Here is a 13,676-nt window from a genome sequence, read left to right as displayed (position 1 = left end):
AACTGCGAGGGAAAACCGCTATTTTAGCGTTAACGGATAAGCGGCACCGGACTTGAGACTGCCGTAACCCATTAAATCTTCTATGAAAGTGTGCCGGCTCATAGAACCGGCGCCGCTCGCGAGCCTGCGTTGAACGCCGGTGCTGCGCGAGCGGGCGGCGCGCTCAGCGGCGCTGGCCGAACATCATTTGCCGTGCCAGGGCGGTTTTCACCGGCGGGACGAATTCGAGCGCGGTAAGGGCAAGGCCGCGCACGATGGCCAGCGGCGGGAAGTCGACGGTGAAAAGGCGCGCGAGCGTGTCGGTGGCGCCGATCGTCAGGCGCCGGTCCAGCGCGCGGCGCTGGGCGAACGCGGCCAGCGCGAGCGGCGTCGCGCCTTCAGCCGAGAACGCGTCGGCAAGCGCGTGCGCGTCACGCAATCCAAGGTTCAGACCTTGGCCCGCCACCGGATGCAGCGTTTGCGCCGCGTTGCCAATCGCGACCACGCGTCCCTTCACTATCGTATCGACCGCGTTCAGCCCCAAAGGAAACGAAGCGCGTCCTTTGATCTGCAGAAAGCGGCCCATGCGTTCGCCGAAGGCGGCGCCGAGCTCGCGCAGGAAGTCCGCGTCCGAGAGTTGCGTGCGGCGCGCGGCTTCGCCGGGCGCACAGCACCAGACCAGCGCGTAGTCCGCGCCGCGCACGCCGCCCATCGGCAGGAGCGCGATCGGCCCTTGCGACGTGAAGCGCTCCCACGCAACGTGCGGTTGCGGCGCCGACACGCTGACCGTGCCGACCAGCGCAGTTTGTCCGTAATCGCGCGTGCTGTCGTCGCCGGCGCTTTTGCCGGTCTTCTGGTCGCCGAACAGACCGCCTTCGGCGCTCACCAGAATGCGCGTGCGCAGTTTGCGCGCGACATGGGCACTTTCGATCGGCAGCGTGACGCCGTCATGCTCCTGAACCGGCGCCGACGCGGAAGTCGAGCGGAACCAGTGCACCGGACTCGCGTGGACCGCTTCGGCGAGCCCGTGCACGATCGAGCCGTAGCGCAGCACGTAACCGAGCGCCGGCAAGCCGTGTTCGCTGTGATCGATCAGCGTGCGGCCGAAGTGGCCGCGTTGTGACACGTGGATTCGCTGGATCGCGGTGGCGTCGGCGGGCCAGCGCAGCGGTTCGAGAATCATCCGGCTGCCGTGCGACACGGCGATCGCGCGTGGATCGGCGATCGAGTCTTCCGGCTCGCGTGCGTCGATCAGCGCGATTTTCAGCGCCTGCGTCGCGCTGCGGCGCGTGAGCCAACCGGCCAGCGCGAGCCCGACCGGACCGGCGCCGACGATGGTCACGTCGAAATCGAACGGGGCCTCGGACGCGGCGGGTTTCAGAATCACAGCCGGCTGGGATACGTCGTTCATTGCGGGTTACTTCCTCGCTTCATGGGCCGCGCGGGCGTCCTGCATTAGCGCTTCGATCTCGCCGGCAGCGACGGGCACGTCGCGCGTGATCAATTCGCAGCCGGTCGCGGTGACGATCGCGTCGTCCTCGATGCGGATGCCGATGTTCCAGTAGCGCTCCGGCACGCCTTCGGCCGGACGGATATAGAGACCGGGCTCGATGGTCAGCGTCATCGATGTCTGCAGCTTGCGCCACGGCAGCGCGCCCGCTTCGTTGCGCGGCGCGCCGCGCTCGCGATAGTCGCCGCAATCGTGCACATCCATGCCGAGCCAGTGGCCGGTGCGGTGCATGTAGAACGGCGCATAGGCGCGCTCGGCGATCACGTCGTCGACCGACGCGAATTTCGTCCGCTCGACGATGCCGGTGTCGAGCAAGCCCTGCGACAGCACACGCACGGCGGCCTGATGCGGATCGTCGAAGGTGGCGCCGGCATGGGTGGCGTCGACGGCGGCCTGCTGCGCGGCCAGCACGATGTCGTACAGCTCGCGCTGTGCCGGCGTGAAGCGGCCGCTGGCGGGGAACGTGCGGGTGATGTCCGAAGCGTAGCCGTCGAGTTCGCAGGCCGCGTCGATCAGGATCAGATCGCCGTCCTGCGCGATGGCGTTGCCGGCCGGGTAGTGCAGGACGCAGGCGTTCGCGCCCGCGGCGACAATCGACGTATAAGCCGGCGCTTGCGCGCCGAACTTGCGGAAGGTGTACAGCAGCTCGGCTTCGAGTTCGTACTCGCGCACGCCTGGCCGGCACGCGGCCATCGCGCGGCGATGCGCCTGGGCGGAAATCTTGCCGGCGCGGCGCATGATCGCGAGTTCGTGGTCGTCCTTGATGAGCCGCATGTCGTCGAGCAGCGGTATCAGATCGCGCGCGGCAGTGGGCGCAGCGACGCCGCTGCGGCCTTGCGCGCGCACCGCGTCGAGCCAGCCGCGCACCTGTTCGTCCTGTTTTGCCGAGCCGCCGAGCGCGTAATGCAGCGCCGGCTTGTCCGCCAGAAGGCGCGGCAGATGCGCATCGGTTTCGCCGATCGGAAATGCTGCATCGAAGCCAAACGCCTCGCGCGCGCCTTGCGGGCCGAAACGGAAGCCTTCCCACGTCTCGCGCTCGACATTTTTCTCGCGGCAGAACAGGATCGAGGCCGGCTCGCCGGGCGCCGCGCTTGCGTCGAGCACGAGCAGCGCCTCGGGTTCGATGAAACCGGTCAGGTAATAGAAGTAGCTGTCGTGCCGGTATGGATAATCGGCATCGCGGTTGCGCAGCGTTTCCGGCGCGGTGGGTACGATGGCGACGCCGCCGCCCGCTGCGCGCAGCGCGGCGAGTACGCGCTCGCGGCGCTGGCGGTAAACGTCGATGGCGATGACGGGTTCGGTCGGCTGGTTCATCGTGCGATTGTAGCGCCCAATGCGAGGACTTTTTTGTGCGGATCCCGATGGCCGAGGTGGCGGCGCCAACCTCGCGCCCGGGGCGGCAGGCCGGCGCTGGGCGCCGGTCAGACGCGCGACGGCGGCGGTGCGGCGCACCTCCCTCGTCGGTCTTTCAGTCAATTGGCCCTTTAGCCAGGTAGACGCCCGGCTTTCGGCGCGGCAATGTTGCTATGTTGCAATCCATCCACAGCAAGCATTTACGCGGCCTGTCAGCATATGGCTCCGCGCTCGGAATGCCGCCGACCACTTATACTTTCGCCGAATTCAAGAAAAGGGCAGATGTGATGATGAAACTCATCGGTTCGCTCGGCAGCCCGTACGCGCGTAAAGCGCGGATCGTGCTGGCCGAGAAGAAGATCGACTACAAGCTGGTGCTCGAGAACGTCTGGGCGGCGGAAACCACCATTCACACCTTCAACCCGCTCGGTAAGGTGCCGTGCCTTGTCATGGAAGACGGTGAAGCGGTGTTCGATTCGCGGGTGATCTGCGAGTACGTCGATACGCTTTCGCCGGTCGGCAAGCTGATTCCGCAGTCGGGGCGCGAGCGTGTCGAAGTGCGCTGCTGGGAGGCGCTGGCCGACGGCATCCTGGACGCGGCGGTGCTGATTCGCCTCGAAGGCACCCAGCGCACGCCCGAACAGCGTGTGGATGCGTGGGTCGCGCGGCAGCAGCGCAAGATCGACGAAGGCCTGATCGCGATGTCGCAGGGCTTGGGCAGCAAGCCCTGGTGCGCGGGCAATCACTACTCGCTCGCGGATATCGCTGTGGGCTGCGCGCTGGGCTACCTCGATTTCCGCATGCCCGAGCTGAACTGGCGCGAAGCGTATCCGAATCTGGACAAGCATTTCCAGAAACTGTCGCTGCGCCAGTCGTTCATTGATACGGTGCCGGCGAACTGAGCGGGCGGCGTAGGGGCCGCGGTAAGTGAGTTTTTGTTGACGAAGCGCGCGCATCTGGTCTTCAGAGCGCGCGCTTTTTCCTGGCTGACATTTTTTTGCGATTCAACGGCGCCAGCGTGCATTTTGTGCATTAAGCCCGGACGCGCCGTAGCGGCGTTTTATCGCCGCTTCAGTTCGTACCGTTTTGCCGCCGCCTGATCCCCGGCCCGAACGCAAACCCAAACGCCAGCAGGAACAACGAAACCGCCAGCACCGTGTTGTTGCCGCTCGTCACATAAGGCGTGCTGCCCGAGGTGCCTTGCACCGTCACGTCGAGCGAGCCGACCGTGTACGGGCTCAGGCGTCCAAGCACTTTGCCGTTCGCATCGATCGCGGCTGTCGTGCCGGTGTTGGTTGCGCGCAGCATCGGCCGGCCGGTCTCCAGCGAACGCATGCGGGCAATCTGCAAATGCTGATCCAGCGCGATCGTGTCGCCGAACCAGGCGAGATTCGTCGAATTGACCAGCACGCCGGCGGGCGTAGCGCTTTCGCGAATAGTTCGCGCGATCTCTTCACCGAAAATATCCTCGTAGCAGATGTTGGCGGCGACCGGCTGGTTGTGCACGACGAACGGCTTCTGCACCGGCGCGCCACGCGCGAAATCGCCGAGCGGAATGCGCATCAGATTGACGAACCAGCGGAAACCCCACGGCACGAATTCGCCGAACGGCACGAGGTGGTGCTTGTCGTAGCGATACACGTCGTGAGTGCCCGGCGTGACGCCGAACAGGCTGTTCGTATAGTCGACCAGCCGGCCTTCCGGCGTGATCGTGCCGCCGATCGCGCCGAACAGGATCGCGGTGCCGGTCGTATCCGAGAAGTTGCGCACCGCCGACGCGAACGGCAGCGGCAATTGCTGCGCGAGTACCGGAATGGCCGTTTCCGGCGTGACGATCAGGTCGGCCGGCTTCGACGTGATCATCTGCTGATACTGGTCGATTGCGGCGCGCATGCCCGCTTCTTCGAACTTCATCTCCTGCTTGACGTTGCCTTGCAGCAGGCGCACGGAGAGCGCCGCGTTGGCCGGCACGGTCCAATGCGCGAGCGGCAGCACCATGCCGGCCGCAAGCAGCGCAACCGCAACTAGCGCCGGCACGGCGGCACGCGTGCCGCCGCGTTTGGCTCCAGCGCCGCCGACGGCGCCGAGCGGCTCGCGCAAACGTACCCAGGCTTGCACGAGCAACGCCGCCACCAGCGCCAGCATCCAGCCGATGCCGTACACGCCCGCCACCGGCGCAAACCCGGCGAGCGGCCCGTCCACCTGCGCGTAGCCGCTCGAGAGCCACGGAAAGCCGGTGAACACGGTGCCGCGCAGCCATTCGCCGATCGCCCAGGCGCTGGCAAAAGCCAGCGCACCGTGCCAGGTGGGCGAGAAGGGTCGGGCGTTCTCGAGCGCGCCGTTGCGCGCGTGGCCGGCGCAGAACGACCAGACGCCCGCGGCCAGCGCCGGATAGAGCGCCAGATACAGCGAAAACAGCACGAGCGCCGCGCCCGCCAGCGGCGCGGCCATGCCGCCGTAGTCATGCATGCTGACGTACAGCCACCACACGCCGGTGACGAAGTTGCCGAAGCCGAATGCGCCGCCCGTCAGCGCGGCGCTCTTCCAGCCGGTCGTGCGGGTGAGCCAGGCAAAGAAAAATGTGAAGATCGCGAGCTCGAGCCAGCCGCCGTGCGGCGTGGGCGCAAACGAAAGCGTATTGGCCGCGCCGGCGGCCAAAGCGACGAGATAGTGCCAGCGGGGCAGCGCGCGGCCGCGTGTTTGCTCGGCGGCAGGCGCACTCACGCCGCGGCGCGAACGGGAAGTAATCGGGTCGGCCATTGTTGCGCGGTCGGCGTGAGAAGTTGAAGAAACGAGAAATTGATCAGGTTCAGGTCTGCACGTGCTGTGCGTCGCGCTCGCGCTGGCCGGCAAGCGGATCGCGGCGCACCAGCAGCATGTGGATCTGGCGGGCGTCGCCGCGCAGAATCTCGAAGATCAGATCGTCGATGCGGACCTTTTCGCCGCGATGCGGCACGCGTCCGAAGTGATGCGTGACAAGGCCGCCGATCGTATCGACTTCCTCGTCCGAATAATGCGTGCTGAAGGCCTCGTTGAACTGCTCGATCTCGGTGAGCGCGCGCACGCGGAACCGGCCGTCCGGCGAAGCGATGATGTTGCCGCTTTCCTCGTCGAAATCGTATTCGTCTTCAATGTCGCCGACGATCTGTTCCAGCACGTCTTCGATCGTAATCAGACCGGCCACGCCGCCGTATTCGTCGACCACCACCGCGAGGTGATTGCGATTCACACGGAAGTCGTGCAGCAGCACGTTCAGGCGCTTCGACTCCGGAATGAAGACAGCGGGGCGCAGCATGCCGCGCACATCGAATTCGTCTTCGGCGTAATAGCGCAGCAGGTCTTTGGCCAGCAGCACACCGATGATGTTGTCGCGATTGCCCTCGTAGACCGGATAACGCGAGTGCGCTTTTTCCAGCACGTAGGGAATGAATTCAGCGGGATTGTCCGCGATGTTGATCGCGTCCATTTGCGCGCGCGGCACCATGATGTCGCGCGCGCACAGTTCGGAAACCTGGAACACGCCCTCGATCATCGACAGCGAGTCGGCGTCGATCAGGTTGCGCTCATGCGCGTCCTGCAGAATTTCCAGAAGCTCGCCGCGCGAGTCGGGCTCAGGCGAGATGAAGTCGGTCAGTCGCTCGAGGAGTGAGCGCTTTTCTTGCGGTTTGTCGGTATGGCGTCGACTGGGATACGTGTCGTTCATGGTAGTGCGCCCGGCGAGACTGGGCGCGCTGTTGCAGAGCATTAAGGATACACCAGGCACATGGCAGGACCGTGTCCCGCCGGGCTGGCCGATGAGTGAGCCGCTGTGAAACCGCCCCTCCGCTAGCAAAGGGGCGTACGTCAATCCTAACTGATTACGCGGCAAAAGACGTTCTGGAGCAAAAAAACGCGGCTCGCGGCGCTCGTGCGCAACGGCGCGGCGCCTGTGCGGAGGTTTACTCGGAACGCGCTGCCCGACCGACGGCGAGGCGCGCGTGGCCGTCCGCCTGATTGTCCGCTTGATTGTCCAATTCGCTGCCCGCTTCGCCGCCGGTCGCGCGGCCTTCGTCGCGGCTTTCATCACGACTTTCGTTACCGCTTGCCTCGTGGCAACGCTCGAGCAGCGCTTCCAGCGCGCGGTCCGGCATGCCGCTTTCGCGCAGCGCATGGACGGTGCGGCTGACATAATCGAGCGTCGTGCCGTAGCGGCCGCTGGCGCAACCGAACACGGTTTTGACGACTTCGTCGCGAAGTTTGCCGGTGTAGCTCGGCACGTCGCGGCGCATCACGAACGCGAGCGCATCGACGCGCCGGCCGTCCGCGAGCACGCACGGCAGCCATGCCGGGCGATACGAACCCATCGCCATTTCGCGGCGCCACAAGGCGTCGAGATGCGGCATCGCGCCTTCGGCCGCGAGCCGGAACGCGATCCCGGTGCAGGAACCGCCACGATCGAGCGCGAGCACGAGGCCCGGCTGCTCCGGCGTGCCGCGATTCACCCGCGACCACAGATAGAGCCCGCGGTGATAGCCATGCACCCTGGAGCGGGTCGCTTCGACAGTGGGCAGGCCGGGATTCCAGATCAGCGAGCCATAGCCGAACAGCCACAGATCGCTTTTGCGGTTCCAGTCGCGCAACGTGCATTCGAGCGACGCGCGCAGTTCCTCGTCCGTCAGCAGCCGCGATTCGCCAAGCGCCGGTGGGTAGTCGGGGCAGGGCGTTCGGGTGTCGGCTTCGGGGGAAGAGGTGCTCACGGTGGGCTTCAAGCGATGATGTCAGTGTCTATTGGTACGGATCGGGGAAACCGAGCTTGCCGAGAATTTCGGTTTCGAGCGCTTCCATTTCCTCGGCTTCTTCCTCGACCTCGTGATCGTAGCCTTGCGCGTGGAGCGTGCCGTGCACCAGCAGATGCGCGTAGTGCGCGAGGAGCGGTTTGCCCTGTTCGGCGGCTTCCTGCTCGACCACCGGGCAGCACAGGATCAGATCGCCCGTCACCGGATCGTCTTCGGATTCGGCGTACGCGAAGGTCAGCACGTTGGTCGAGTAATCCTTGCCGCGATAGGTGCGGTTCAACGTGCGGCCTTCTTCGGCGTCGACGAAACGTACCGTCAGTTCGCCGTCCGCGAAAAGCGCCGCCTTGATCCAGTGGGCCACGGTGGCGCGCGGCAGCAGCGCCTTGTGTTCAGGCCAGGCCTTGGAGGCGGGGAATTGCAGATTCAACGTCAGTTTCGGGGCGCGGCTCATGCTTGATGGATTTGTTGCTTTCCTGGCGACGGCATTTTCGACGGAAATCGACGTCGGTCAGCGGGAATCCGCCGGATTGACGGATTTCTGCGCATGCGCATCGTACGCCTCCACAATTCGCGCGACCAGCGGATGCCGCACCACGTCCGCGCTGGTGAAGCGCGTGAGCGCAATGCCGCGCACTTCCGAGAGCACCTGCTGCGCTTCGATCAGCCCGCTCTTCGCGCCGCGCGGCAAATCGACCTGCGTCGTGTCGCCGGTCACCACCGCCTTCGAGCCGAAGCCGATCCGCGTGAGGAACATCTTCATCTGTTCAGGCGTGGTGTTCTGCGCTTCGTCGAGGATGATGAACGCGTGGTTCAGCGTGCGGCCGCGCATGTACGCGAGCGGCGCGATTTCGATCATCTGCCGCTCGAACATCTTCGCGGTCTTGTCGAAGCCGAGCAGGTCGTACAGCGCGTCGTAGAGCGGGCGCAGATACGGATCGACCTTCTGCGCCAGATCGCCCGGCAGGAAGCCGAGGCGCTCGCCCGCTTCCACGGCCGGACGCGTCAGCACGATGCGCTTGACCTGATCGCGCTCCAGCGCATCCACCGCGCACGCCACCGCGAGATACGTCTTGCCGGTGCCGGCCGGGCCGACCCCGAAGGTCACATCGTGCGAGACGATCTGTTTCAGATATTCGCGTTGCGCCGGCGTCCGGCCGCGCAGATCGGCACGCCGCGTATACAGCTTCGGGCCGAGTTCTTCGAGGTCGTCGTCGCCGTTGTCGGCGGGTTGGTCGAACGGATGATCCGGATTGCCGGGGAAGCGCGCATCACCTTCTTCACTGCCGTTGCCGTTCGTGCGATGGCGCGCCGGATTGCGTACTTCGACGAGCGCAAGCTGGATGTCGTCGACCGACAGCGGCTCGCGTGCGTTGTTGTAGAAGTTTTCGAGCGCGGTGAGCGCGAGTTTCGCGCCGCGTCCGCGAATCGTGATGCGATGGCCACGGCGTTGCAGCGTCACGTCGAGCGCCTGCTCGATCTGCCGCAGATTTTCATCGAGCGGTCCGCAGAGGTTGGCGAGCCGCGCGTTGTCATCGCGCGGTGCGGTGAATTCCAGATGCTGCTGAGTGGTCTTCAAGGCGGTGGATCGATCCTGTCGGTTTCAAAACGCTCAGTTGCGTAACGGGCGGCGTCGTGCGGGCACGTGGCTCAGTGGCGTGGCTCAGTGACGTGGCTCAGTGAATTCAGTGGGTGGTCGCGGGCGCGTCGTCGTGCACCAGCACCAGCTCGCCGCGCAGCGAATGCGGATACGCCTGGACGATCTTCACGTCGACCATCTGGCCGATCAGCCGCGCGTGCGACGCTACCGGCGCCGGGAAATTCACCACGCGATTGTTCTCGGTGCGTCCCGCGAGTTCGTTCGGGTCCTTGCGCGCCGGGCGCTCGACCAGAATCCGCTCGACCTTGCCGACCATCGCGTCGCTGATGCGCTGCACGTTTTCTTCGATGGTGGCCTGCAAATGTTGCAGACGTTTGAGCTTCACCTCGCGCGGCGTGTCGTCGTGCAGATTCGCGGCCGGCGTGCCGGGGCGCGGGCTGTAGATGAACGAGAAGCTGGTGTCGTACTTCATGTCGTGCACGAGCGCCATCATCTTGCCGAAGTCTTCTTCCGTTTCGCCGGGGAAGCCGACGATCATGTCGGTGGACAGCGACAGGTCGGGGCGGATCGCGCGCAGCTTGCGGATTACCGACTTGTATTCGAGCACGGTGTAGCCGCGCTTCATCGCCATCAGGATGCGGTCGGAACCGTGCTGCACCGGCAGATGCAGATGGCTGACGAGCTTCGGCACCTTGGCGTAGGTGTCGATCAGGCGCTGCGTGAATTCCTTCGGGTGCGACGTGGTGTAGCGAATCCGTTCGATGCCCGGAATATCGGCGACGTATTCGATCAGCGTGGCGAAGTCCGCGATCTCGGTCGAGCCGAGCGTGAGGCCTCCGCGATACGCGTTCACGTTCTGGCCGAGCAGCGTGACTTCGCGCACGCCCTGGTCGGCGAGGCCGGCGATTTCGGTCAGCACGTCATCGAGCGGGCGCGACACTTCTTCGCCGCGCGTGTAGGGCACGACGCAGTAGCTGCAGTACTTGCTGCAGCCTTCCATGATCGACACGAACGCGCTCGGGCCTTCGACGCGCGCCGGCGGCAGGTGATCGAACTTTTCGATTTCCGGGAACGAGATATCGACTTGCGCGCGGCCGCTTTCACGGCGCTTGTCGATCATCTGCGGAAGACGGTGCAGCGTTTGCGGACCGAACACCAGATCGACATACGGTGCGCGCGCAACGATCGACGCGCCTTCCTGGCTTGCTACGCAGCCGCCCACGCCAATGATCAGATCGGGATTCGCTTCCTTCAGCTCGCGCACGCGGCCGAGGTCGGAGAAGACTTTCTCTTGCGCTTTTTCGCGCACCGAGCAGGTGTTGAACAGAATGACGTCCGCGTCTTCCGGCGTGTCGGTCTTGACGAGTCCTTCAGCCGCGCCGAGTACGTCGACCATCTTGTCGGAATCGTACTCGTTCATCTGGCAGCCAAAGGTCTTTACATAAACTTTCTTGGTCATCGAATTTCGCCGGTCGCAGTGGTTAACCTGGGGGCGTCGTTTAAAGGTGAAGAGAGGCCAAACGTGCGGGCAGCGTGCGAACCGGCCGCGGGGCGGCACTTCCCAGTGATTTGTCACTGACATGGGGCCACGCTTGGGCCACTTTCAATGCACGTTTGCAGCGTAGCTCAATATTATAGCCCTTCATCGGGTGCGGTTTCTGCTGCGGCCTTTGCTTCCGGCCGCTCCGGCGGCAAGCCCAGCAGGCCCTCCAGTTCGTCGGACACCTGCGCGAAGCGCTCGCTGAGGAAATCCAGCAGCACGCGCACGCGCGGCGCCATGAAGCGGTTGCGGTGATAGAGCGCGTGCAGCGGCGCGTCCGGATAGCGCCACTCGGGCAGCAGGATTTTCAGGCCGTCGGCGCGCAGATCCGCTTCCACGTCCCACATCGACTTGATCACGATCCCGTAGCCGCGCAGCGCCCATTCGCGGGCCACGGCGCCGTCGTTGGTCTCGCGGGCGGTCTCGAAGGGCACGGTGTAATGCTGCACTTCGTCGCCGCGCGTAAAACGCCATTCATTGACGGGCCCCGATGCGGTGCCGAGCACGATGCAGTCGAAATTCGCCAGATCGTGCGGGTCTTTCGGCTCGCCGCGCCGCGCGATGTAATCCGGCGACGCGCACAACACGCGCCGGTTCGGCGCCAGCTTGCGCGCGACCAGCGAACTGTCCTGCGGCACGCCGAAGCGGATTGCCAGATCGATGTCCTCCTGCACCAGATTCGACAGCGAGTCCGACAGCGTCAGCGCGAACGTCACCTCCGGATACAGCGCGTTGAACTCGTCGAGCCAGTGCATCAACAGATTGCGGCCGAAATCGGAAGTCGCGGAAATCCGCACTTTGCCGCGCACCACGCCTTGACCGGCTTGCAGCGCGGCTTCGGCGTCATCGAGCGATTGCAGCGCCTGACGGCAGCAGTTCAGATACAGGCGGCCTTCGTCGGTCAGCCGCAACTGGCGGGTGGTGCGCTCGAACAGGCGCGCTTTCAGGCCGGCTTCGAGCTTGGCGAGGCGCGCACTGGCGGCGGCCGGCGTCAGGCCCATCTTGCGGCCCGCCGCCGACAGGCTGCCCTGCTGCGCCGCTTCGACGAACAGGCGGATGTCACCGAGGTTATCCATCACGATATTTCAAAATGATTTGAAAATGCTTCAAATGCTACGCCAATTATCAAATCGACGCCCTCCGCCGACAATGCACCCCTCGAAAACCCCTAAGCGCATTGAGGCGCCGACGTCATGCAACTCGATCACGCGACGATCGTCACTGCCGAACTCGACACCGCCCGACGTTTTTTCGTCGACGTCGTCGGGTTGACGGATGGCGCGCGTCCGCCGTTTTCGATCGACGGCAATTGGCTGTATGCGAACGGCCGGCCGGTGATTCATCTGGTGGACGCCACCGTTCCGGCTCTGGCGGGAAATTCGGCGCCGCGCATCGACCACATTGCGTTCCGGCTGGAGAGCACCGGCGAATGGCAGGCGCTGCTTGGCCGGCTGCAGGCGGCCGACATGCCCTACCAGCTCGCCGAAGTGCCGCGGATGGGACCGCAGCAAGCTGAATTGCAACTGTTCGTCGCGCTCGCGCCGGGGGTGGTCGTCGAATTCGTGACCGCGCTGCGTCATGTGCACCACGCTCAACTTTAGAACCTGGAGAAGAAGGATGCCCATTCCATTACTGGCGCTGGCGATCAGCGCATTCGCGATCGGCACGACCGAGTTCGTGATCATGGGTTTGCTGCCCGAGGTCGCGCACGATCTGGCGGTGTCGATTCCGTCGGCCGGTTTGCTCGTGAGCGGCTACGCGCTCGGCGTCGCGGTCGGCGCACCGCTGCTCGCGGTGATCACCAGCAAGATGCCGCGCAAGCTCGCGCTGCAACTGCTGATGGGCGTGTTCATCGTCGGCAATACGCTGTGTGCGGTCGCGTCCGGTTATTCGGTGCTGATGGTCGCGCGCGTGGTGACCTCGTTTGCGCACGGCTCGTTCTTCGGCATCGGCGCGGTGGTGGCGGCTTCGCTCGTGCCGGCCGACAAGCGCGCGAGCGCGATTGCGCTGATGTTTACCGGCTTGACGCTCGCCAACGTGCTGGGCGTGCCGTTCGGCACCTTCATCGGTCAGGAGTTCGGCTGGCGTGCCGCGTTCTGGATCGTCAGCGCGCTCGGCGTGTTGTCGCTGGCGGGTGTGACGGCGCTGGTGCCGAATCGTCACGATTCCGGTCCGCTCGGCCTCGGCCATGAAGTGCGCGTGCTGAAGGACCCGCAAGTCTGGACCGCGCTCGCGATGACGGTGCTCGGCTTTGGCGGCGTGTTCGTGGTGTTCACCTACATCGCGCCGATTCTCGAGCAGGTGAGCGGCTTCTCGCCGCGTGGCGTGACGCTGATTCTCGTGCTGTTCGGCGTCGGCCTGACGATCGGCAATACGGTGGGCGGCAAGCTCGCGGACCGTGCGCTGATGCCTTCGCTGATGGGCATTCTGGTCGCGCTCGCGGTGGTGATGGCGATCTTCGCGCGCACCAGCCATTCGCAGGTGGCGGCGGCGATTACCGTGTTCGTGTGGGGTATCGCCGCGTTCGCGACCGTGCCGCCGTTGCAGATGCGCGTGGTCGAGAAGGCGGCCGCGGCGCCGAATCTGGCGTCCACGCTGAACATCGGCGCGTTCAACGTCGGCAATGCGGGCGGCGCGTGGCTCGGCGCTCTGGTGATCGATCACGGCCATGCGCTCGATACCCTGCCCTGGGTGGCGGCAGCCGTCAGCGCGGTCGCTTTGCTGCTGACGTGGTTCGCCGCGCGGATGGATGCGCCGGCGGCGACCGTGGCGCAGCGGGCTTGAGCGTGCGAATCCGCGTGTGAACGCGCATATGAAAAATTCGCGCAAGCTTTGCGGGAATCGTCCTCCGCAATGCTGATAACAGTGTGAAGATAACTTCGTTGGGCTGAGTCAGGCGCGATGCTATCTTGCCTCCACTAA

The 13,676-nt window shown here is 65.0% G+C and carries 12 protein-coding genes; 3 read left to right on the top strand and 9 right to left on the bottom strand.

All coding sequences use genetic code 11. The features are described from left to right. Nucleotides 1-163: 163 nt before the first annotated feature. A complete protein-coding gene (locus DLM46_RS02125) occupies nt 164-1,390 on the bottom strand; it encodes a UbiH/UbiF/VisC/COQ6 family ubiquinone biosynthesis hydroxylase (RefSeq protein WP_115099038.1) in 1,227 nt (408 codons plus the stop codon). 6 nt (nt 1,391-1,396) lie between these two features. Next, on the bottom strand, nt 1,397-2,803 hold the full coding sequence (locus DLM46_RS02120) for an aminopeptidase P N-terminal domain-containing protein (RefSeq protein ID WP_115099037.1): 1,407 nt from the start codon (nt 2,801-2,803) through the stop codon (nt 1,397-1,399). A gap of 326 nt (nt 2,804-3,129) precedes the next feature. On the opposite strand from DLM46_RS02120, the gene DLM46_RS02115 reads away from it, so the two are divergent. Next, nucleotides 3,130-3,744, top strand: a complete 615-nt coding sequence (locus tag DLM46_RS02115) for a glutathione S-transferase family protein (protein ID WP_115099272.1) — start codon at nt 3,130-3,132, stop codon at nt 3,742-3,744. A gap of 169 nt (nt 3,745-3,913) precedes the next feature. Here the strand turns inward: DLM46_RS02115 and lnt are convergent, their stop codons facing one another. From lnt to DLM46_RS02080, 7 genes are all read right to left on the bottom strand, one after another. Continuing rightward, nucleotides 3,914-5,602 carry an apolipoprotein N-acyltransferase gene (gene lnt / locus DLM46_RS02110; RefSeq protein ID WP_115099036.1) on the bottom strand — a complete coding sequence of 563 codons (1,689 nt, stop codon included), beginning with the start codon at nt 5,600-5,602 and terminating at the stop codon, nt 3,914-3,916. Between the two features lie 49 nt (nt 5,603-5,651). Then, nucleotides 5,652-6,545, bottom strand: coding sequence for an HlyC/CorC family transporter (locus DLM46_RS02105; protein ID WP_115099271.1), 894 nt, complete (start codon nt 6,543-6,545; stop codon nt 5,652-5,654). A 235-nt stretch (nt 6,546-6,780) separates the two neighbouring features. Beyond that, a complete protein-coding gene (locus DLM46_RS02100; protein WP_244305791.1) occupies nt 6,781-7,578 on the bottom strand; it encodes a gamma-glutamylcyclotransferase in 798 nt (265 codons plus the stop codon). Nucleotides 7,579-7,606: 28 nt separating this feature from the next. Further along, entirely contained in the window at nt 7,607-8,068 is a 462-nt protein-coding gene (ybeY, locus tag DLM46_RS02095; protein ID WP_115099035.1) for an rRNA maturation RNase YbeY, read from the bottom strand. Nucleotides 8,069-8,125: 57 nt separating this feature from the next. Beyond that, the gene (locus DLM46_RS02090) at nt 8,126-9,193 is read right to left on the bottom strand and encodes a PhoH family protein (protein ID WP_115099034.1); all 1,068 of its coding nucleotides are present in this window, start codon (nt 9,191-9,193) and stop codon (nt 8,126-8,128) included. Nucleotides 9,194-9,299: 106 nt separating this feature from the next. Further along, nucleotides 9,300-10,673 (bottom strand): tRNA (N6-isopentenyl adenosine(37)-C2)-methylthiotransferase MiaB, encoded by a 1,374-nt coding sequence (gene miaB, locus DLM46_RS02085; RefSeq protein WP_115099033.1) that lies wholly within the window; start codon nt 10,671-10,673, stop codon nt 9,300-9,302. A gap of 173 nt (nt 10,674-10,846) precedes the next feature. After that, nucleotides 10,847-11,830, bottom strand: coding sequence for a LysR family transcriptional regulator (locus DLM46_RS02080; RefSeq protein ID WP_115099032.1), 984 nt, complete (start codon nt 11,828-11,830; stop codon nt 10,847-10,849). Between the two features lie 117 nt (nt 11,831-11,947). Here DLM46_RS02080 and DLM46_RS02075 point away from each other — a divergent pair, with 117 nt between their 5' ends. Continuing rightward, a complete protein-coding gene (locus DLM46_RS02075; RefSeq protein WP_115099031.1) occupies nt 11,948-12,355 on the top strand; it encodes a VOC family protein in 408 nt (135 codons plus the stop codon). A gap of 16 nt (nt 12,356-12,371) precedes the next feature. After that, the gene (locus tag DLM46_RS02070; RefSeq protein WP_115099030.1) at nt 12,372-13,538 is read left to right on the top strand and encodes an MFS transporter; all 1,167 of its coding nucleotides are present in this window, start codon (nt 12,372-12,374) and stop codon (nt 13,536-13,538) included. Nucleotides 13,539-13,676: the final 138 nt, after the last annotated feature.

The organism is Paraburkholderia lacunae (genome assembly GCF_003353175.1).
Lineage (GTDB): Bacteria > Pseudomonadota > Gammaproteobacteria > Burkholderiales > Burkholderiaceae > Paraburkholderia > Paraburkholderia lacunae.
Note: the sequence above shows the minus strand (reverse complement) of the source record. Positions and strands in the feature narration are given on the sequence as shown.

What these genes read in the sequence shown, in the direction of transcription:
- ybeY (WP_115099035.1), bottom strand. Translation starts at nt 8,068, where the DNA reads ATGAGCCGCGCCCCGAAACTGACGTTGAATCTGCAATTCCCCGCCTCC.
- DLM46_RS02080 (WP_115099032.1), bottom strand. Translation starts at nt 11,830, where the DNA reads ATGGATAACCTCGGTGACATCCGCCTGTTCGTCGAAGCGGCGCAGCAG.
- DLM46_RS02125 (WP_115099038.1), bottom strand. Translation starts at nt 1,390, where the DNA reads ATGAACGACGTATCCCAGCCGGCTGTGATTCTGAAACCCGCCGCGTCC.
- DLM46_RS02115 (WP_115099272.1), top strand. Translation starts at nt 3,130, where the DNA reads ATGATGAAACTCATCGGTTCGCTCGGCAGCCCGTACGCGCGTAAAGCG.
- miaB (WP_115099033.1), bottom strand. Translation starts at nt 10,673, where the DNA reads ATGACCAAGAAAGTTTATGTAAAGACCTTTGGCTGCCAGATGAACGAG.
- DLM46_RS02105 (WP_115099271.1), bottom strand. Translation starts at nt 6,545, where the DNA reads ATGAACGACACGTATCCCAGTCGACGCCATACCGACAAACCGCAAGAA.
- DLM46_RS02075 (WP_115099031.1), top strand. Translation starts at nt 11,948, where the DNA reads ATGCAACTCGATCACGCGACGATCGTCACTGCCGAACTCGACACCGCC.
- DLM46_RS02120 (WP_115099037.1), bottom strand. Translation starts at nt 2,803, where the DNA reads ATGAACCAGCCGACCGAACCCGTCATCGCCATCGACGTTTACCGCCAG.
- DLM46_RS02070 (WP_115099030.1), top strand. Translation starts at nt 12,372, where the DNA reads ATGCCCATTCCATTACTGGCGCTGGCGATCAGCGCATTCGCGATCGGC.
- lnt (WP_115099036.1), bottom strand. Translation starts at nt 5,602, where the DNA reads ATGGCCGACCCGATTACTTCCCGTTCGCGCCGCGGCGTGAGTGCGCCT.